The following is a 19873-nucleotide window of genomic DNA, read 5'->3' as shown; positions in this document are numbered from 1 at the left end:
TTTTACAAATTCTTTTGTATAGTTTTCTCCATTCCCCGTAAGTACATACAAAACAGCAAAAACCGGCTGAAATCAGCCGGTTAATTTTACTGTTATTTTGTTTCTTGGTTTGGGACAATTTTTCCGTCTTTAAAGAATCGGAGTAAGTCTCCATAAACCACTTTATCTGACAGATTCAGGTCTTTTTCAGCCTTTTCTTTTGCAGGCTTACATAGCTTATTAGCCACTTCTTTTCCATCTGTCTGATTGTAGCATTTTTCTTTTTCTCCGGAATAAACATAATCTTTCGTAATCGCACTTCCGTCCCTTTGAACGGTGAAATCATCACGTTCAGGAGAGAAAAGGTCAGAGCCGAACTGAATATCACCTTTTGTTTTTATACCGAGCAGATGCAGAATGGTCGGTTTCAAATCAACCTCTCCGCCGATCGTATGCATCGTTTTTCCTTTTTCGCCCGGAACATGAATGAACAATGGTGTTTTTTGAAGCTTAAGATGCTCATAAGGTGTAACTTCTTTTCCTAAAATCTTGCTCATCGCTTTATTATGGTTTTCTGAAATACCATAATGATCTCCGTACAAGATGACAACTGAGTTATCATAAAGCCCTGAAGCTTTCAGCTGCTGGAAGAACTGTTTTAATGCCTCATCCTGGTATCGAGCGGTAACAAAGTAATTATCCACTGTAGGATCTCCTGTGTTAGCCGGCTGGATCGACTTTTCCTGATCATTGTTCAAAATGAAAGGATGATGATTTGTCAATGTGATGAATTTACTGTAGAACGGCTGTTTGAGATTTTCAAGCATCGGCATGGATTGCTTGAAGAACTCCTTATCTTTTAAGCCATAGTTTACTGAGTTCTGGTCCGTAACATGGAAATAAGGCTTTGAATAAAACTTGTTGTAGCCTAACGTATCATACATAATATCGCGGTTCCAGAAGCTTTTATTGTTTGCATGGAAAACGACCGGATTGTAGCCCCTCTGTTTTACAATTTCAGGTGTTGCATGAAATTTGTTTTGAGCTTTTGTCGTATAAACGGCACCGCCTGGCAGCCCATATAACGAGTTATCAATCAAAAACTCTGCATCGGACGTTTTACCCTGTCCGGTATTATGATAAAAATTATCAAAGTAATAACTGCTTTTCGTTAAATCGTTCAAAAATGGCGTTACTTCCTGCCCATTTATTTTCTTGTTGATCAGGAAGTTCTGTGTTGATTCCATCGACACGAGGATTACGTTCTTTCCTTTCGCCGCACCAAACATTTTATCATCTGGTTTTTTATAATCGGAATCCACATAATTCTTAACGTCTGAAAGGTCGTTGCTGTCAGCTAACGCCCGCTGTGTTGACGATTTCGTGCTCATTACTGCGTCATATACATGATAATTGTATATCCCCATTAGCTTTACAAGAATGGCACGGTCAAACGTCCTTGTTAACAACTCTGGACGCTGAATTTCTGCCATGCCGATGTTGGCAATAAAGATACTTAAAGCAGATGCAAATACAAGGCCAATGGTTTTCTTTTTAATCTTTTCAGCAGGCTTAACTTTTTTAAGCAATACGATGGTCAATAACAGTAGAAAGTCCAAGAAATATAGAACATCAAGCGGGTGCATTAAGCTTTGTGCGCTGCCGCCGAGATCCCCAAAGTTCTTAAATTGAAACAGTACTGGAATGGTAATAAAATCATCAAAAAACCGATGGTATACAACATTCGCATATAAAATAAATGACATGATAAAGTGAATGGTTAATAATGCTTTATTTCTGCTCTTTGCCGGTGCAAACAAACTCAAGCCCAGAAAGAAAATCGCAGAACTTAGCGGTGTAATCACCAAAATGATCTGCTGCATAACATTTTCAAGATCAAGATTTAATCCAAATTGAAAAGCTAAGTAGGATTTAATCCAAAGCATTGTTACGGCAAGCAGGAAAAAATGCAATGATTGTTTCGTTGTTGTTTTTGTGTTTGACTCAAGGTTTTTCATCAAGTTTTCCCTCCTCTAAAAGGTAAGGACATTGCTACAAATTGACCAATTTGCAGTCGTTTTCTGGTTCACCCTACCCATTATACGCAGTTCAAACAAGAAGTAAAAATACCTTTATCTTGATTATCAGGCAAATAAACATTCATATGAAGATAGCACATGTCTGACTGGAGCGATTCTTTAAATTCCTTACATATGCTCTTTTATGCTCAGGTATTGCTGTTTTTCTTTTCCTTTATATTCATGGCCAGCCATATTAATGAAAAAACCCTCCACTAGGGAGAGTTTTTTGGTTAGGCTGTTTTCGTAACCTTTGTTGCTCTTAGGAGTAGTTGATTTCCGTTTCAGGATGCTCGCTTTCCGCGGGGCGGGCGCTAAGCCTTACAAAGACTCTTTTCAAAAAAGTTCCCAAAGCAACAATCTTTTAGAAAAAAGCCTTTGGTTAAGCGTAGATTCCCGTTCTTTTATATAAACCGCTGCTGCTTAGCTCATCGACAAACAGTTGAAATTCTTGAGGATTCATTTGCTGTGCAGAATCGGATAAGGCAAGCTCAGGATGAGGATGAACTTCTGCCATAATGCCGTCTGCACCGATTGCCAGCGCTGCCTTTGCAGCAGGAACGAGCAGATCCTTCCTTCCGGTCGAATGGGTAACATCCACAAAGACTGGGAGGTGCGTCTCTTGCTTAAGAATCGGAACAGCAGTAATGTCCAATGTATTTCTCGTCGCCTTCTCATAGGTCCTTATTCCTCGCTCACATAAAATGATCTGATCATTTCCGCTTGCCATGACATATTCAGCACTATATATAAATTCCTCAATGGTAGCCGCAAGTCCGCGCTTTAACAGGACTGGCTTGCTCATTTTGCCGGCTTCTTTCAGCAGTTCAAAATTTTGCATATTCCTTGCACCAATTTGAATGATATCCAAATACTCTTCGGCCGCCTCAAGGTCTCTGGGGTCAACGATCTCGCTTATAACAGCCAAGCCATGTTTGTTACCGGCTTGCCTCAATAACTTAAGACCCTCAATTCCCAGACCTTGAAAATCATAAGGTGACGTTCTTGGCTTGAAAGCTCCGCCTCGCATAAACGTAAGTCCCTGTGCTTTTACAGCTTTAGCCGCTTCATCCAGCTGCTGTTCACTTTCCACTGCACATGGACCGGCGATCAGATGGGGAATACCATTCCCAATTTTTTCTCCTTTGATCGAAAATACCGTGTTTTCAGGATGTCTTTTTCTTGAAACAAGAAGATGGCGGGCTTGCATTTGATCAAGATTCTGTCCAGCATCTTCGAGTACTTTAATAATGTTCAATAGCACGTCTTTGCACAAAGGCCCTTCCTTTTGCCTTTTGGCCTTATCACGCAGTGCAATCGTACTTTCCAGCCTTAGGGCTTCATTCTCTTGCAGCATCGCTTCCCGTCTATTCAACAGGTCCAGCAGCTGCAGGTCCAGACCTTTCACCAGGTCTCTCAGCTCGTCTAACTTACCTATGCTCATGTTAACCTCTCCTATGCTCTGTTTTTAAAACACATACATTATAGTCGAAACCAAGAGGAACTGTCACCTGTAAAAAATATAAAAAAACCTGTTTTGCTCGGCTGAATCCGGGCAAAACAGGGATATATTATTGATTAACCTTATCCTGCAGCGCAGAATAGGTGATAGACCAATGGGAATCGTTCCATTTTACCTCACCATTCTCAAAAAGCAAGACCTGAGGAGATTCATGTTTGATTCCATAAGCCTCGGCAATTTCATTGGAAAGCGGCCGCGCTTCCTGAACGTTCAAGTAGTATAAGTTCCCACTTTGATCTTCAGCAAATTTTTTGTACTCTTCAAAAGCCGCATGACTGATCGGGCAAGTTGTGCTGTTCTTCAGTACAAACACTCTCCCATTTTCACTTATCGCCTTTTTAAAAGCTTCTGAATCTGAAATTTTCGTTAATGGCATATCGTTTCCTCCCTTATATAAAAAAAAACGGAGAAGATCATCTTCTCCGCTTATCATTTCACATTTATTCAGATGGTATCAATATTTGTGCTCAACAAGTTCTTCTTCAGTTACCGTATTCGGCTGACGGTTAACTTCAGTTTCTGCTTGGCTTGTAATTTCACCATATGCATCAGCACTCTCATCCATCACATCTTTGCCTTTATTTCTCCAATTATCAAGGTCTCGGCGGATGCTGGTCGTTAACTCCTTCACCTTGCCAGCCACTTGATTGGACTGCTCGGAAACGGTACGAGCAATATTGGATGATTTATCTTTCGCCATCGCAGACCATTCAGTGCTCTTATCCTTAATTGTGCCTGCCTGCTCATTGATGTCATTCCTTAATTCCTTACCGCTTTTAGGAGCCATCAATAGTGCAGAAGCAGCACCTACAATTCCACCCACAAGAGCACCAATAATAAAATCTTTACTGTTAATGTTTTGGTTGTTGTTTTCGTTACTCATGATTCTCCTCCTTATTGGTATTGTTTTCTTCGGGAAGATTCCAATTTGGATTTTTTAATCTTCCATTTTTCCCAAAGGTTGATTGCAACGTTACCCCATTTAACCGCCTGGGAAATATTCTCAGACTGCCGCTCAGCACCAATAGAAATTTTCTCTGTTACCTTGCGGACAGATTGATTCACATTATGAATAGAGCTTCCTAAATCCTGTACGGCAGAAAACACGGTGTTCAAGGAATCTGCCTTGGTTTGGACATCTTCAGCAAGTTTGTTTGTTTTGTGAAGCAGCTGAGCTGTCTCTGAAGTCACTCCGTTTAATTGGGTTTCTAGCCCATCTAATGTTTTCGCTACGTTATCAAGTGTTCCCTGCAAGGATTTTAAAGTACGGGCTAAGAAAAACACGAGGACAACAAATGCGAGGGCAATGATTGCGACACTTATTGGAATCAGTACGTTCATATTTCCGCGACACCTCCAGATATGATTGGTTTTAAAATTACCCTATGCCCATAAAACTAAACATATATCCTACTATTCTACAATATTTACCGATTTCCTTCTAGAATTGGGGTTTGAACATTACAAATTGTTTAAATTGAGTTAAAATAGATACGTTAGGCCTATCAACATAATTCGAGGGGGAAATTTCTTTGAGAGATCCACGCATTCAACAATTAGCCAAAAATCTAATTACATACTCTGTTAATCTCCAAAAAGGGGAAAAGGTTCTTATTGAAAACTTCGGCTTTCAAAAAGAGCTTGTCAATGCACTTATACAAGAAGCATACGCAGCAGGCGGATATCCTTTCGTATTGCTGAAAGATCATTCCGTGATGCGCCAGCAATACATGGAAGCGTCTGAGGATCAGATGCAACTTATCGCTAAGCATGAAGGCGATCTTATGTCGCAAATGGACGCGTACATCGGTCTGCGTTCAGGAGACAATATCAACGAATTATCTGATGTGCCTGCTGAAAAAATGGCGCTCTATGAAAGAACAGTCTTCGCAATGCACCGCGATATTCGTATTAAGAAAACGAAATGGGTCGTTCTTCGTTACCCTAACGCATCCATGGCTCAGCTTGCCAGCATGAGCACCGATGCTTTTGAAGACTTCTACTTCCAAGTATGCAACCTGGATTACGGCAATATGAACGAAGCGATGAAATCTCTGGAAGATCTTATGAACAGAACGGATAAAGTCCATCTTAAAGGACCTGGAACCGATCTTACTTTCTCTATTAAAGACATTCCGGCAATCCGCTGTGCGGGAGCCAACAATATTCCAGACGGAGAAGTATTCACTGCGCCAGTGCGCGACTCTGTAAATGGAACGATCACGTACAATACTCCTTCTCCATATCAAGGCTATACGTTTGAAAACGTATCTCTTACTTTCGAAAACGGTAAAATCGTAAATGCGACTGCCAATGATTCAGAGCGCATCAACAAAATCTTTGATACAGATGAAGGATCCCGCTATATCGGAGAATTTGCCATCGGTGTAAATCCTTTCATCCAGCATCCGATGAAAGACATCCTGTTTGATGAGAAGATTGACGGAAGCTTTCACTTCACACCTGGACAAGCATATGAAGAAGCATATAACGGCAATGACTCTAACATCCACTGGGATATGGTTATGATCCAGCGCCCTGACTATGGCGGCGGAGAAATCTATTTTGATGATGTATTGATCCGTAAGGACGGACGTTTTATTCTTCCTGAGCTTGACAAGCTTAACCCTGAGAACCTTAAATAAGTGATATTAAAAGCGCCGGAGGATAAACCTTCCGGCGCTTTTTTTACTGGAGTTCATTTTCATTCATATAAAAAAAGGGGGACTCTTCCCGAGTCCCCTTTTTCATCGTTATCCAATTCGTGTACTTTTCCCTTTGTTTTCTTCAACTTCCTGTTCATAGGACTTTTGAAACTTTTGAATATCTCCAGCACCCATAAACAATAGAATACCGTCTTTGTGCTGTTCCAGAATGCCTACTTCATTCTCTGTGAGAAGCTGTGCATTCGGAATTAGGTCCTGCAGGTCTTTTATCGTGAGTGTACCTGCATTTTCACGTGCGGAACCGAAGATATCACACAGATAAACATAATCGGCTTTGCTTAAGCTATCACCGAATTCTTGCAGAAACGTTTTCGTTCTCGTGAAAGTATGGGGCTGAAAAATCGCCACAACATCACGGTCTTTGTACTTATATTTAGTGGCTTCAATTGTAGCACTGATTTCTGTTGGATGATGAGCATAGTCATCGACCAATACTTGATTGCCAAACGGCTTTTCAGAATAACGGCGCTTTACACCACTAAACGTTTTTAGACGGTCAGAAATAATATCAACGGGTACATCCTCATAGTGGCACAAAGCAATAACCGCTAACGCATTGAGAATGTTGTGGGTTCCATACCCCGTAATCGTAAATGTGTTATAAAAAGTGTTGCGCACAAAAACATCAAATGTAGTGCCGATCTCATCACGCTTAATATTGGCTGCCTGAAAATCGTTGTGTTCTTCAAGGCCATAAAATACGACGGGTACGTTTGCATGGATCTTCTGCAGATGCTGATCATCACCGCAAGCGATGATTCCTTTTGTTACCTGCATGGCCATCGCCTGAAACGCGCTGATCACATCATCGATATCCTTAAAATAATCAGGATGGTCGAAGTCAATGTTCGTCATGATTCCGTATGCGGGCTCATAGGAAAGAAAATGGCGGCGGTATTCACAAGCCTCGAATACGAAAAATTCGCTGTCTTCTACCCCTCTGCCCGTTCCGTCACCGATAAGAAACGAAGTCGGCTTCGCTCCTCCAAGAACATGAGCAAGCAGGCCTGTCGTTGATGTTTTACCGTGCGAGCCTGTTACGGCAACGCCTGTATACTTCTTAACAAAGTCGCCAAGGAAGTGATGATAACGGTAGATCGGCAAGCCAATCTCCCTTGCTGCTATCAGTTCTTCATTGTCATCCGGGAACGCATTTCCAGCAATAATCGTCTGGCCTTCTTTAATATTGTTTTTATCAAAAGGAAGTATTGTAATCCCGCGCTCGTCTAGAGCCTGCTGGGTAAAAAAATACTTTTCAACGTCAGACCCCTGAACCTCATTTTGCATATCATGAAGTATTTGAGCCAAAGCACTCATTCCGGTACCTTTAATTCCTACAAAGTGATAATGTGTCATGTTAAGACCTCCACAATCAAAAACCTTCTCAGAACCGCCTGTTCAGGCAGTCCATTTTTCAAGGCCTATTTTCTGTCAGTATATGCCTGCTTATAAAGTAATGATAATCATCAAAAAGCAAAGCGGTAACCGACTCATTTTCTCATTATAGCAAAAAACAATGTCTATCTCCATTACTTCTGGAGGATTGGCCAAAAGAGGCATTTAGTTACAGATTCTTTCCTATTTTGCTCTCGTTTTCCAAATTTATATAGTCCTAAATGAGGGAAAAACTCTTAGACATAAATCTAAGAGTTTCTACTCTATTTTTTCAAGACGGGCATTTGGGCGATAGATCCGGCCCGCTTTCGCTTGAGGCTTTCCATGCATCAAAACGTTATCCCCGGTAAACCCAATATTAATTTTAAGGAGATTGCTCCCTACTCCATATATATCGACTGGTACACCATGTTTTTCAAAAGAAGTGATCCGTTCTTCAGTAAAGCCGCCGCTGACCACGATTTTAACATGCTGAAATCCTTCCTGATCAAGCGCTTTTCTCAATGCAAAAATCAGTTCGGGGTTTACTCCCCGCGGATCGAAGCTGCCTAAAACCTCAGGATTGCGGAAGAAATGCTGATCGACCATCGTTCGGGATGTGTCGATACGCACCCCTTTTAAAACACTGCCAAATTCTCTCGCTACTTTCAGAGCGTCTGTGATCGCATCATTGTTGTAATCAACCAGCGCCATCAGTTCATCTTCCGGATAGGTTTCGTGATAAGCTTTTGTCGCTTCAACAATGTCCCCGCCAAACAGTTGAATAAGAGCATGAGGCATCGTCCCCATTCCCTGCTTCCCCCACCATTCATTCATCGCATGGGTGGCCTGAGCTGTTGAACCGCCGATGTATGCAGCGTATCCGTCACCAGCCTGCTGAGCGAAGTGGTCGTCGCGGTCACCCATAAAGATAACGGGCTTTTGAACACCCGATATACTGGCCGCTTTAACTACGTTATATACATTTGTCGCCACAGACGTCCTTCTCGCTAAGATCCCATCAAGCATCCCTTCAAGAAATCCAAAATGCTGATAAGGTCCGGTAATGGTAAAGACCGTCTCAAAAGGAGAAATCTTATCGCCATCCTTGAGCGAATAAATTTCCAGGTCATCCGCATTTTTTGCAAATGTCTTGATTAAGGCAATTGCTTCATCTGTTCCGCAAAGAACAGACTCGTTTTTTTGAAAAAATTGCATCGTTACTATATTGTCGGGCTTGAATTTTTTTACGATTTCACATGTTTTCAGGAAGTACACAGCCGAGAACCAGCCGTCACCCGCCCGTTCATCAAATTTGAACGTCTGATTGGTCAAGCGCTTGATTTTTCCCTGTAACTTCAATTCAATCTCTTTCATATAAACTCCTCATCACCTGGTCAAGAAATTTGCAATTTGCTGTTTTCTTTATCTTAATAAAACCTGCAAGACTCATACTTTCTTATAATATAGAACTACTCTTCAGAAAACAAGAGAAACTGATTAGTATCCTTGCTGGCAATGAAGCCGAAAAAAGAGGCGTCCTTTGGAAAGCCGCTTGGCTGTCCCAGGACACCTTTTTTAACGATCACAATTAAACTTCTGCTTCGCTGTACATTTTGCTTTGGAATTCTTCTTGTGACATGAGGACGTTTCTCGGCTTGCTTCCCATCGCTTCCGATACAAGACCGAACGCTTCCATCATTTCTACGAGGCGGGCGGCACGGTTATAGCCCACCCTGAACCTCCTCTGGATGCTTGATGACGAGGCTGCGCCAACATCCAGTACATAATAACATGCTTCTTCAAAAAGATCGTCTTCCTGTTCAACCGTCTGATTGGACTGGATCAATTCTTCTCTGCTGAACAAATAATGCGTCGGATACTGTTCTTTGACGAAAGCCGTAACTCGTTCGATCTCTTCATCAGAAACAAAGTTTCCTTGAATGCGGACCGCTTTGCTCGAACCATTTTCCATGAACAGCATATCTCCGCGGCCGAGCAGACGTTCTGCCCCGCTGATATCAATGATAGTTCTGGAATCAATCGCTGATGACACAGCGAACGCTGCGCGAGTCGGGATATTCGCTTTAATCAAGCCAGTAATGACGTCAACTGAAGGCCTCTGGGTTGCCAGCAGGAGATGAATGCCGCAGGCTCTGGCTTTTTGGGCAATCCTGCAGATCGCTTCTTCTACGTCCTGCGGTGACACCATCATAAGATCTGCCAGTTCGTCTATCACCACCACGATGTAAGGCATCTTGTTGGCATAGAGCTGTTCACTCTTCATTTTGTCATTATATCGTTTAATATCGCGAACGCCATTTCTGGCAAAAGCTTCATATCGGCGCTCCATCTCCTCTACTGTCCATTTCAGGGCCGTTGTCGCTTCCTTTGGATCTGTAATAACAGGAGTTACGAGGTGCGGTATGGCATTATAAGGAGCCAGCTCCACCATTTTAGGATCAACCAGAAGAAGGCGAACATCCTCTGGTGATGCCTTATACATTAAAGAAACCAAAATGGAGTTGATGCATACACTTTTACCCGATCCGGTTGCTCCTGCTATAAGTCCATGGGGCATCTTCTGCAGATCGGTCACGATAGGTGAACCTGAAAGATCCAGCCCCAGTGCCACGGTAAGTGGAGAAGAGCTTTCCCTGAATTCCTCACTCTGCAGAATTTCACGCAAATACACGGCCTGGCTGTGACGGTTTGGAACTTCAATTCCTATCGTGTTTTTTCCGGGAATCGGCGCTTCAATCCGGATATCCTTAGCGGACAAGCTTAATTTAATGTCATCGCTAAGATTCGTAATTTTGTTAACCTTTACGCCGGGTGCGGGCTGAACTTCCAGTCTTGTAACGGAAGGGCCCTTGGTCATATTTACTACTCTGGCGTTCACATTAAAGTTATCAAGCGTCAGCTGAAGGAGGTCTCTCTGTTCTTCCATCCAAAGGCTGTCATCCTCTTCCTGTACGGGCGGATGATGCAGCAGGTCCAGCTGAGGAAATGAAGAAGCAGAAACAGGTTCCGGCGAATGTCTTACAGCTTGTTCTTTCTTCACAAGCGAATTTTTCACCTCTGGCTGCCGATCTGCCGGTTTGCGGTCTTTTTTCAACATCAGAACATTAAAGGGAACATAGGAGCCCCCAGGCTTTTTCACCGGCTCTTTTTGGTGCTCAGCAACTTCCCGTTGTCTCTCTTCAACAGCGGGTGATAGTATTTTTTCTGGCTGTTCATGATACTCTTCCATTGGTTCTGATTCTAGCTCTGTTTCTGATTCTGGTTCTGCAGATGCAGATTCCATTACTATAGGTTCTGAATTCAAAGATTCATAAACCGTTTCCGTTTCTAGTGCTGGAAGGCTTTCTTCCATTCTCTGTTCAAGTGCTGTTCGTTCTGTCTTAAGTTCCGGGGAGCTCTCCAGCTGAATTACTGGTTCAGATGGTTCAGTCAGCTCGATCGTATCTTTTTTAAATTCATCAAGCAGGAGAATCGGTTCATCTTTGGAACGGACGAGTCCAAGCGGTTGTTCCTCCTTCTCTTCATGCAATACAGGCGGCTCAACTTCCTCATCTCTCTGAAGTACGACAGGTTCTTTAACGGTAATCGGTTCTTTTAACAGCTCTTCCATCAATTCATTATCCGGAATTTTTTTCTTTTGAATTTCTGATAGCTTCCATAGCCCCGGATTTAAAATTGTGTCAGGTCTTCTTTCACCATAACCATATATTGGAGATGGTACCTGTGACGGCTTAAAATTGCTTTTTGGCCGTTCCTCATATGCAGTGGGAATGCTTTCTTCCTTATTGTCCTTGCTGCTCTTATCCCTGCTGCCAAACCCATAAATGGGTGAAGGAATCTCGGTCGGCCTAAACTGGCTTTTTGAAGAAGGATTGCTGTATCGATTATCAGCCGTATTCGAGTTTTCCTTTCCAATTCGCCCTTCCCTGCTGCCAAATCCGTAGATGGGCGAAGGGATCTCAGAAGGCTTGAATACTCTTGCCTTTTCTTCTTTGGATGCTGATGCCTGTTTTTCCTTTATAGGGATTTCTTTTTTTTGTTCTAACGCAGGTTGATAGGTCTCTTTCACATTCTTATAAGCTGGTGCCTTTGAATAGCTGGGTTTATTCGCTCTGGCTGACCTGTATGTACCTAGTTCTTCTTCATCTGATACGAGCGGAAAACGAAATTTCCCTTCGGATGGATAGCGGCTGACCATCCGAGGTGCAGAATTGTATTGGCCGTTCTGAAAACGACCAACCGTGCGTTGATTTCCAGATTCTGTTTTCTCTTGCTTATGTATTTCTTGATTTATTGATTCTTCTGTTTCAGAAGGTTCATCATCAAACATAAAATTCATCATCTTTTTAAACCACGACATTGCCATCACCTTCTTTTTTTCTAGGTCTATCTTTTTATTGTAGCGGAATTTGTCACATTCTTTAAGAAAAAATTGCCAACAAATTCAAAAAATATAAAAACCACTAGATTTCTCTAGCGGTTATGGATAAAGGCGAGCTTACCGGCCATTGAACAGCCACCTAAACTGGAGGAAAAAAGCCGCCTAAAACTTCCTGTCATTCAGCAAGATTCGGGTGATTCTGCTTTTCTTCAACATACCTTATAATAAATTTCGGTCTAAGACAAGCTTTTATGACTTTTTTACAGCCATTTTTACCAAGAATTTCTTTGGTTTCCTACTCTCCTTCTGTTTCATCGACAGGCTTGTTTTTTGCCAAGATGAAAACAGGTTCAAGTTCACCGTTCTCATAAAGGAAAGGCAGGGCGGTTACTGGCACACGGCCGTTCATAAAGAACTGCATCGCCATCTGAGCCAAGATATCATACCCCTGGTTATTCCGAATATCTGCCAAGATGAGGACGTCCTGATGCGGAACGGCAGCAGCAAGAGTACCCGACACTTCCTTTTCCATTCGGTCAAGCAAAGCCGAGTTGAGAATTCTGCTCGCATCATATCCATCATTATGGTTGATAAAGTAGAAGGTGTTGCCCGCAACCTCATCTCTCTTCATCTCTGTATCCAGGGAACGAACATTAAAACGGGCGATCTCCATTAACTGTTCTCTGCTGATGTTTAAATCCTGAAGCATTTTTTCACTAATAAGCCGGTATGTGTTCCCAAGATCCAGAGCATAAAAGACGGATGTTTCAGCTGTATGCTCCTCATGGATTAACGCGTCTCCTTCAGGCGATTCTGTCGGAAAAGAAGTTGACCGGATGACAGGAAAGATATTCTTTTCCTTTTTGGTTTCAGGAGATGCCTCGATGGCATTGAGAGCTTCTTCCACATGGTAAACAAGCTCATCCAAAAAGGCGTCCTTTTTCTTTTGCCATTCCACAGTCAGCCCAGGAAGAGAAAGGGTAATTCCCTTCTGATGCTCTTTATGTTCTATTCTAAGCTGTTCGTTTTCACGGTCATACGACAATTGCCATTCAGGCCGGTTCAGCCTTTCTTCAAGCACCTTTTTCAGTTTAAGGCTTGTACTCATGCTATCCCTCCAGTTATGAAAGCATAAAAACCTCCTGAACGGAGGTTTTTTGAAGTAAATTCGTTGATGTGATGTCCCGCGCAAGTTCTTAATCAGGAAACTGCGCTTTTCTCACTAGTCTTGTTTATATTCTACAACAACTTCAGTGCCTAATCCTCCGCGTGCATTCCATGTCGCGACAATTTTAAGGTACTTTGGTTTAAGAAGGTCAACAAGGTCTTCCTTCATTTTGTTTGTTGCATGCTCCTGATAGATCCCTACGTTTCTGTATGAAGTCAGATAGTATTTTAATGATTTCATCTCTACTAAATCTCCGTTCGGGATATAGCTGATGATGATGTCCGCAAAGTCAGGAAGGCCAGACCATGGACAAACAGAGGTAAACTCTGTTGTTGGAATGGTAACCAGTGTATCCTTGCCAGCATACTCGTAAGGAATGGTTTCTAAAATATCGACCAAAATGACGCTTTCATCTTCTATATCAAAACGAATGCCTTCGTATTTCTTATGATTTACTTCTACCTTTGCCATTATTAAACGCCCTCTCTAAATGTAATTCCCGACGTATAAACGTACTGTTACGATTTTAACATATTTCTCTTATTCGTTGGCGTTTACAGGCAAATTATTTATAAATGCGGTGATTTGCTCTTTTGTTTTGCGCTCCTTGTCTACATACCTGCCGATTTCTTTTCCTACATGGAAAGCGACAAAGCTTGGGATACCGAAAATATCAAGTTCCTGGCAAAGCTCAATATGCTGGTCACGGTCAACAAAGACAAATGTATATTGGCTGAATTCCTGTTCGAGTTCAGGAAGAAATGGTTTAATAAACACGCAATCCGGGCACCAGCCTGCCGAGAAAACAGCAATAACGGTTCCCTGCATCGTCAATTCTTTAAATTCTCCGATTGATTCAAGCGTTCTCATGAAAAATCTCTCCTCTTACTGGTTTATTTTCATATCTCCTGGCTTAATGTATCCTTTTTTCCTCATCCATTCTGAAATTACCAGACTAATCAGTATTGGTCCAGCAAAATGCAACAGAAAAATATATAGGATCACATGCCAGCTGAATCCCATGGACCGAAGCGTCATGATCTGTCCAACGAGCCCGCTGGTCCCCATCCCCGCTCCTGCTGGAATGTTGACCATATGAAATACCAGCGTACCGATTGGGGCCAGTATGATTCCTGCCAGGGTTGGGGGAATTAATATTTTCGGATTGCGGACTACATTCGGAAACTGCAGCTTCGAAGTTCCAATTCCTTGAGTGATCCATCCTCCAAACCCATTGTCTCTGTAACTGATGGTGGCGAACCCGATCATCTGTGCCGCACATCCGATGGTAGCCGCTCCCGCAGCCACGCCTTCTAATCCAAGCATGATAGCAATTGCCGCACTCGAGACCGGGCCAGTAAGAGCTAAACCGAGCAGTACCGCCACAAGGATGCTCATGATCAGCGGCCGCTGTTCGGTGGCCCACATGACAAGGTGTCCGAACGCTTTCATGAAATGTTCGATGCCTGGCCCTGCAAAATAGGCCACTGAATAACCGGCCAGAATGGTCACTGCCGGAGTAATAAGGATATCCACTTTTGTTTCCTTGGACACCAGTTTCCCGGCTTCAACCGCGACTAATGTTGCAGCAAAACAGCCGGCTACACTTCCAAGCTCGGCTCCTGCAGAACCTGCCACGACTGAAGCAAACAGGACGAGGGGCGGAGCTTCAAGCCCATATGCGACAGCTGCGCCAATTGCTGGACCGAGCAACGTCATGGCAAGACTGCCCATTTTTATAAAGAAAGGCCAGTGTGCCTGCTCTCCGATTGTTTTTAAGATCAAACCGATCACCAGTGACGACATCAAACCAAGGGCAAAGTAACTGAAGCTGGTTATAAAGTAAACTTTTGGTGAAAGAGAAACCCCTTTTCTTTTCATGAAATGACCCACATTTATTCTCCTCTTTTTTCTTAAATGGTTGATGAATAAGTTCAAAAACAACTCATTTATTATACAAGAGTAATAACATCTGTAAAGACAGATGGGATTTTTTCGAAAAATTCACATTACAGACCAATACCTTAATAAACAAAATTAAAAAGATTCCGATAGTAAGGATATAAAGGGGGAACACAATGAACATGTCTATACGCAACAGGGTAAGAACCATGCTATTTATGAGCTTGATCGGATTGCTGATTATGATCGGATTTACGGCATGTTATGTCTGGTTAAGCGGGAAAATGGATCATGAAAAGGAACAATTGCAGCAAAACAGCAATCATAGCAAAGAAATATACAATGATCTAACAACCATCCGCAAAAAAGAACAGGATTATTTACGGCTTCCTTCCACAGAAAAAGCAAACGAAATCAACTCTTCTGTTCTTACATTGCAAAAGAAAGTAGAAAATTATTCAAAGAAAGCAAATAATGCTTCCATAAAGAAAGAATATAAAAACATCTCAAAAAAAATTGAACAATATGGTACATCCTTTGACTCTACTTCTTCTATGGCTGCTCAGATCAGCGGGCTGAAAGATTTGATGGCAGAAACGTCTATAACCTTTGAGAAGAAAGTTTCCGGTATGAAGGACCTTAAACTATATAATGAGTTTCTCATCATGAACAAATACGAAAAAGAATTTTATTTGTCCTTAAACGAAGAGAATGTAGCAAAATTCCAGGAATCTGCCGGCAAGTTTGAAAAACAGCTTGATAAATCCTCTCTTCCGGAAGATGAATTATCCGATTTCAAAACAAAACTGTTAAAATACACGTCCTCGGCTGGTAATATCCAAACGACATCTAAGCAGATCAAAGAAATGACAAGTGAATTTGAATCGATTGCAGCCAATGTTGAGACTTCCATCATGAAAATCGAGAAATCCAATGATCAGAAACGAGCAGAGCTGACAGACAAACAATCCGGATTAAAATCATTGCTCACCTGGCTCTTGATCGGTATCTCTGCAATCGTTATTACAGGCATGACTGTAGCTGGAATCTGGCTGACCCGTTCTATCGCCCGCTCCATTTCATTATTAAAAGAAGGAGCCACAGTCATCGGCAACGGAAATCTAGATTACCGGGTACAAACAGCCTCCAATGATGAGATGGGTGAGCTTGCTGAGACCTTTAACGCCATGGCAGAAAAAATGCAGCGGTCCATGAGTGAAGTGCAGCGTGCTTCTGAACAGCTGGCTGCATCCTCCCAGCACCTTGCCGCGATATCTGAAGAAACGACCGCACAGACAGAGGAAGTTTCAGACGCAGTACAGCAAGTATCCATTGGTGCACAAAGCCAGGCGGATCATTTGCATGAAAGCACTCTGCTATTGACGGAAGTTACAGATGCCATCCAAGAAACTGCTTCCATCAGTGAACAGATCGCAATAGATACCCTTCAGGCGGAAGAAGACGGTAAGTCTGGAATGGAGACTGTTCAGCAGCTCAATACACATTCTGAAAAATTCACTTCGCTCGCGAATGATCTTATTTCTGAAATACAAGATGCCAATGCACAGTCCAAACAGATCCATTCTATCGTACATACCATACAAGAAATCGCGAGAAGCACTGATCTGCTTGCTTTAAATGCTGCCATCGAATCCGCGAGAGCCGGCGAGGCTGGCAGAGGCTTTTCCGTTGTAGCGGCTGAAGTCCGAAAGCTGGCTGAACGCTCCAAAAATGAAGCACAGCAGATTCAGCAGCTTGTTAAACTGATGGGAAGCCAGATGGATAATCTTACTCAGGAAACGGCTAGATTTGAGGACTACCGTAATGAGCAGCTTCAGTCTGTTTCCATGACCAAGCAGGCCTTTGAGTCCATCGTAACCAATGTTGCTGCAATTCACGGAAAGATCAGCCAGATCCAGACGTCGATCCGGCATGTTGGTGAAGCGAATATCGGCCTTTCTGAAAAACTTCATGAAGTCAGTGCCATCTCACAAGAATCAGTGGCTACAAGTGAACAAGTCAGTGAATCAAGTATCCACCAGAAACAGGCGATCAATGAAGTGAACTATGCGGCAAACGAACTACAGGAAATTGCGCTTAATTTGCAGAATGAAGTTCAGCAGTTCCATCTTGGAGAATCAGTTAATCATGATATCGAAGAGCAAACGGTCCATGAAGCTGTAGAAGAAGCGTTCCTTGAAGCGGCTCCTGCTCAGCATGAGGAGGAAGTTTCCTATGATGAGAGTGAAGAAGAGTTGAATCACGGTGATGAGATATCTCTGAATCCTCCCCTTAACACTGAGGACGATGAAGAAGTAAAATAGAAAAGAAAAAAAGCTCCCGAAATAGGGAGCTTTTTTTCTGCTATCTTTTTTGATAATACTCATATTGCCCGTAGAGCATCTTGACAATATGTTCAAACATCTCGTCTCTCGAAAGCCGGCCATTCGTAAAAATTCCGATGGCACCCGCTTTTTTTCGAATGTCTTTATCTGATGTGAAGCTGGCCATCACATCGCCTAGTTCATGGCCTTTTCTGATTGGTTCAGCGATTTCCTCCGGCAGCGGAATCTTTGCACCGCTTGCCACGAGAACGTTCCCTTCCCTGTCAGACAAAGCCCCCCAGTTGCATAAATACAGTGTTCCCTCAGTCTCTGAAACACCGCCTTCTAAGCCGAATCCCAGCTCTGCACCGTTTTTAACACAAGCCTTTGCCCGGTTAACGGCTCCCAGCCTAGTCTCCTCGTCGGAGAAAGGCTGGGGAGAAACGCCAGAAGGCACATCCATCGATTGAACAGGCTCGTTCACTACATGTTCAACCGCTTTTATTTTTGCGGGATTTGCTGAACCTACTGCAAACTTCATAACATCACCCTTGTTTGCTGTTAATCGTTCAATATACTGTTCAATGTTGTTTGATCTGTGCTCTTTACGAGCTTGATCAGCAGTTCTTTTGCTGCCGCATAATCATCAATATGGACGATGGATCCGTGCGTATGAATATAACGGGAACAAATACCTACTACGGCTGAAGGAACTCCTTTTCCTGAAAGGTGGACACTTCCTGCGTCCGTTCCACCTGGCGAAATAAAGTATTGATAAGGAATTTTGTTGGTTTCAGCCGTATCTAAAATAAAGTCTCGAAGCCCTTTATGCGTGATCATCGTACGATCTAGGATACGAAGCAAAGTCCCTTTTCCCAAATGGCCAAACTCGTTTTCATTGCCTGTCATGTCGTTGGCCGGACTTGCATCCAGTGCATAGAAAATATCAGGCTCAATCAGGTTGGCGGCTGTTTTCGAGCCCCTGAGACCAGCCTCTTCCTGGACTGTAGCTCCTGAATAGAGCTGATTCGGCAGTTTCGTATCCTTTACTTCTTTTAGAAGTTCGATCGCCAGGCCTACGCCATAACGGTTATCCCACGCTTTAGCAAGAATCTTTTTGGGATTGGCCATCGGTGTGAAAGGACAGATCGGCACAACCTGCTGTCCTGGACGGATGCCGATTTTCTCAGCATCTTGCTTGTTGTCTGCACCGATATCAATATACATGTGCTTGATATCCATTGGCTTCTTCCGCTGCTCCTCAAGAAGCAGATGAGGCGGTACCGAACCAATCACACCAACGACAGGACCCTGATCCGTGATGATCTGAACTCTTTGTGCGAGCAGGACCTGGCTCCACCAGCCGCCAAGCGTTTCAAAATGGATCATACCAGTTTTCGTAATTCTTGTTACCATAAAGCCGACTTCATCCATATGGCCGGCGACCATTACTCTTGGCCCTTCGCCATGCTTCACGCCAAAGATGCTGCCAAGTCCGTCTTGAATAATCTCATCGGACAGCGGTTCAATTTCTCTTCTGACAAACTTCCGGACTTCATGCTCAAATCCCGGAGCGCCAGGAAGCTCTGTTAATGTTCTAAACAACTCCAGCGTTTCAGTATTCATTGTTTCTCCTTTCGGAAAGCTAGTATATGTATATCCCTATTGTAACGCTGGAAACAATAATTTTCCAATGCAGCAATAGGGGTGGTTGTTCAAATAATTATTTATAAGGAATCGGATCAGCGGCGCCTGCTTCTTCAAATCCTTTTAAACGCAGCTGGCAGCTGTCACATTCTCCGCACGCTTCTTCTTCTCCGTTATAACAAGAGGTCGTCAGACGGTACGGGACTTCCAGTTCAAGACCCTTTTCGATAGTCTCTTTTTTCGTTAAATGCATAAGAGGTGCACAGATTGAAATCTTTTCACCGGTTGTTCCTGCTTTTGTTGCCAGGTTGATGGTTTCATTCATGCTTTTAATGAATTCAGGACGGCAATCTGGATATCCGCTGTAATCAACTGCTGACACACCGATATAAACAGATTCAGCACCAATCACTTCCGCATAAGCACTCGCCAGTGAAAGAAAAATCATATTTCGGGCCGGTACATACGTTGATGGAATTTCTTCCTTGTCATCCTTTTCAGTCGGCACATCAATCGAGGAATCTGTCAATGCACTGCCGCCGATCTGATTCAGAAACGCGATGTCCACAATACGGTGTTCATTCACGTTATAATGTTGGGCTACCTTTTTTGCCTGAAGCACCTCACGGCTATGCCTCTGACCATAATGGAAGGTTAGCGGATACAGCTCATACCCTTCATTTGCCGCAATCCCCATACAAGTTGTACTGTCCAATCCACCGCTTAAAACAATAACCGCTTTTTTCAT

At 42.9% G+C, this 19873-nt stretch carries 17 protein-coding genes; 2 read left to right on the top strand and 15 right to left on the bottom strand.

Features of this window, described 5'->3' with window-relative positions:
• Window positions 1-92: 92 nt before the first annotated feature.
• The 5 genes from AR335_RS07395 to AR335_RS07375 form a co-directional block, all read right to left on the bottom strand.
• On the bottom strand, window positions 93-1997 hold the full coding sequence (locus tag AR335_RS07395) for an LTA synthase family protein (RefSeq protein WP_062233764.1): 1905 nt from the start codon (window positions 1995-1997) through the stop codon (window positions 93-95).
• A 442-nt stretch (window positions 1998-2439) separates the two neighbouring features.
• On the bottom strand, window positions 2440-3501 hold the full coding sequence (locus AR335_RS07390) for a bifunctional 3-deoxy-7-phosphoheptulonate synthase/chorismate mutase (protein WP_062233761.1): 1062 nt from the start codon (window positions 3499-3501) through the stop codon (window positions 2440-2442).
• A gap of 127 nt (window positions 3502-3628) precedes the next feature.
• The gene (gene ytxJ / locus AR335_RS07385) at window positions 3629-3955 is read right to left on the bottom strand and encodes a bacillithiol system redox-active protein YtxJ (RefSeq protein ID WP_053357536.1); all 327 of its coding nucleotides are present in this window, start codon (window positions 3953-3955) and stop codon (window positions 3629-3631) included.
• 78 nt (window positions 3956-4033) lie between these two features.
• Window positions 4034-4462, bottom strand: a complete 429-nt coding sequence (locus tag AR335_RS07380; RefSeq protein ID WP_053357535.1) for a YtxH domain-containing protein — start codon at window positions 4460-4462, stop codon at window positions 4034-4036.
• Between the two features lie 11 nt (window positions 4463-4473).
• Entirely contained in the window at window positions 4474-4920 is a 447-nt protein-coding gene (locus tag AR335_RS07375) for a DUF948 domain-containing protein (RefSeq protein WP_062233758.1), read from the bottom strand.
• A 191-nt stretch (window positions 4921-5111) separates the two neighbouring features.
• Between AR335_RS07375 and AR335_RS07370 the strand changes: the two genes are divergently transcribed.
• On the top strand, window positions 5112-6224 hold the full coding sequence (locus AR335_RS07370; RefSeq protein ID WP_062233755.1) for an aminopeptidase: 1113 nt from the start codon (window positions 5112-5114) through the stop codon (window positions 6222-6224).
• A gap of 108 nt (window positions 6225-6332) precedes the next feature.
• Here the strand turns inward: AR335_RS07370 and murC are convergent, their stop codons facing one another.
• The 7 genes from murC to AR335_RS07335 form a co-directional block, all read right to left on the bottom strand.
• Entirely contained in the window at window positions 6333-7661 is a 1329-nt protein-coding gene (gene murC / locus AR335_RS07365; protein WP_062233752.1) for a UDP-N-acetylmuramate--L-alanine ligase, read from the bottom strand.
• 297 nt (window positions 7662-7958) lie between these two features.
• Window positions 7959-9056, bottom strand: a complete 1098-nt coding sequence (locus tag AR335_RS07360; protein ID WP_062233748.1) for a nicotinate phosphoribosyltransferase — start codon at window positions 9054-9056, stop codon at window positions 7959-7961.
• Window positions 9057-9270: 214 nt separating this feature from the next.
• Window positions 9271-12063, bottom strand: a complete 2793-nt coding sequence (locus tag AR335_RS07355) for a DNA translocase FtsK (protein ID WP_062233745.1) — start codon at window positions 12061-12063, stop codon at window positions 9271-9273.
• Between the two features lie 316 nt (window positions 12064-12379).
• A complete protein-coding gene (locus tag AR335_RS07350) occupies window positions 12380-13192 on the bottom strand; it encodes a DUF1444 domain-containing protein (RefSeq protein ID WP_053357529.1) in 813 nt (270 codons plus the stop codon).
• 114 nt (window positions 13193-13306) lie between these two features.
• Window positions 13307-13723 carry a preQ(1) synthase gene (gene queF / locus AR335_RS07345; protein ID WP_062233742.1) on the bottom strand — a complete coding sequence of 139 codons (417 nt, stop codon included), beginning with the start codon at window positions 13721-13723 and terminating at the stop codon, window positions 13307-13309.
• Window positions 13724-13792: 69 nt separating this feature from the next.
• On the bottom strand, window positions 13793-14122 hold the full coding sequence (locus AR335_RS07340; protein WP_062233739.1) for a thioredoxin family protein: 330 nt from the start codon (window positions 14120-14122) through the stop codon (window positions 13793-13795).
• A gap of 15 nt (window positions 14123-14137) precedes the next feature.
• The gene (locus AR335_RS07335; RefSeq protein WP_156418894.1) at window positions 14138-15145 is read right to left on the bottom strand and encodes a PTS transporter subunit IIC; all 1008 of its coding nucleotides are present in this window, start codon (window positions 15143-15145) and stop codon (window positions 14138-14140) included.
• Window positions 15146-15330: 185 nt separating this feature from the next.
• Here AR335_RS07335 and AR335_RS07330 point away from each other — a divergent pair, with 185 nt between their 5' ends.
• Window positions 15331-17478: a methyl-accepting chemotaxis protein gene (locus AR335_RS07330; RefSeq protein ID WP_062233736.1), complete on the top strand. Its 2148-nt coding sequence runs from the start codon at window positions 15331-15333 to the stop codon at window positions 17476-17478.
• A gap of 40 nt (window positions 17479-17518) precedes the next feature.
• Here AR335_RS07330 and AR335_RS07325 read toward each other — a convergent pair whose 3' ends face one another.
• The 3 genes from AR335_RS07325 to queC form a co-directional block, all read right to left on the bottom strand.
• A complete protein-coding gene (locus tag AR335_RS07325; protein ID WP_053357525.1) occupies window positions 17519-18019 on the bottom strand; it encodes a DUF84 family protein in 501 nt (166 codons plus the stop codon).
• A gap of 20 nt (window positions 18020-18039) precedes the next feature.
• Window positions 18040-19104, bottom strand: coding sequence for a M42 family metallopeptidase (locus AR335_RS07320; protein ID WP_062233733.1), 1065 nt, complete (start codon window positions 19102-19104; stop codon window positions 18040-18042).
• 97 nt (window positions 19105-19201) lie between these two features.
• Complete coding sequence (gene queC, locus AR335_RS07315) at window positions 19202-19873, bottom strand: 7-cyano-7-deazaguanine synthase QueC (RefSeq protein ID WP_062233731.1); 672 nt, start codon at window positions 19871-19873, stop codon at window positions 19202-19204.

The organism is Fictibacillus sp. FJAT-27399, assembly GCF_001510655.1.
Classification (GTDB): domain Bacteria; phylum Bacillota; class Bacilli; order Bacillales; family Fictibacillaceae; genus Fictibacillus_C; species Fictibacillus_C marinisediminis.
This window is presented reverse-complemented; position numbering and strand designations above follow the sequence as displayed.

Excerpts from the sequence above, each read along its gene's own strand:
- AR335_RS07395 (WP_062233764.1), bottom strand. The coding sequence starts at position 1,997 with ATGAAAAACCTTGAGTCAAACACAAAAACAACAACGAAACAATCATTG.
- AR335_RS07390 (WP_062233761.1), bottom strand. The coding sequence starts at position 3,501 with ATGAGCATAGGTAAGTTAGACGAGCTGAGAGACCTGGTGAAAGGTCTG.
- ytxJ (WP_053357536.1), bottom strand. The coding sequence starts at position 3,955 with ATGCCATTAACGAAAATTTCAGATTCAGAAGCTTTTAAAAAGGCGATA.
- AR335_RS07380 (WP_053357535.1), bottom strand. The coding sequence starts at position 4,462 with ATGAGTAACGAAAACAACAACCAAAACATTAACAGTAAAGATTTTATT.
- AR335_RS07375 (WP_062233758.1), bottom strand. The coding sequence starts at position 4,920 with ATGAACGTACTGATTCCAATAAGTGTCGCAATCATTGCCCTCGCATTT.
- murC (WP_062233752.1), bottom strand. The coding sequence starts at position 7,661 with ATGACACATTATCACTTTGTAGGAATTAAAGGTACCGGAATGAGTGCT.
- AR335_RS07360 (WP_062233748.1), bottom strand. The coding sequence starts at position 9,056 with ATGAAAGAGATTGAATTGAAGTTACAGGGAAAAATCAAGCGCTTGACC.
- AR335_RS07355 (WP_062233745.1), bottom strand. The coding sequence starts at position 12,063 with ATGTCGTGGTTTAAAAAGATGATGAATTTTATGTTTGATGATGAACCT.
- AR335_RS07350 (WP_053357529.1), bottom strand. The coding sequence starts at position 13,192 with ATGAGTACAAGCCTTAAACTGAAAAAGGTGCTTGAAGAAAGGCTGAAC.
- queF (WP_062233742.1), bottom strand. The coding sequence starts at position 13,723 with ATGGCAAAGGTAGAAGTAAATCATAAGAAATACGAAGGCATTCGTTTT.
- AR335_RS07340 (WP_062233739.1), bottom strand. The coding sequence starts at position 14,122 with ATGAGAACGCTTGAATCAATCGGAGAATTTAAAGAATTGACGATGCAG.
- AR335_RS07330 (WP_062233736.1), top strand. The coding sequence starts at position 15,331 with ATGAACATGTCTATACGCAACAGGGTAAGAACCATGCTATTTATGAGC.
- AR335_RS07325 (WP_053357525.1), bottom strand. The coding sequence starts at position 18,019 with ATGAAGTTTGCAGTAGGTTCAGCAAATCCCGCAAAAATAAAAGCGGTT.
- AR335_RS07320 (WP_062233733.1), bottom strand. The coding sequence starts at position 19,104 with ATGAATACTGAAACGCTGGAGTTGTTTAGAACATTAACAGAGCTTCCT.
- queC (WP_062233731.1), bottom strand. The coding sequence starts at position 19,873 with ATGAAAAAAGCGGTTATTGTTTTAAGCGGTGGATTGGACAGTACAACT.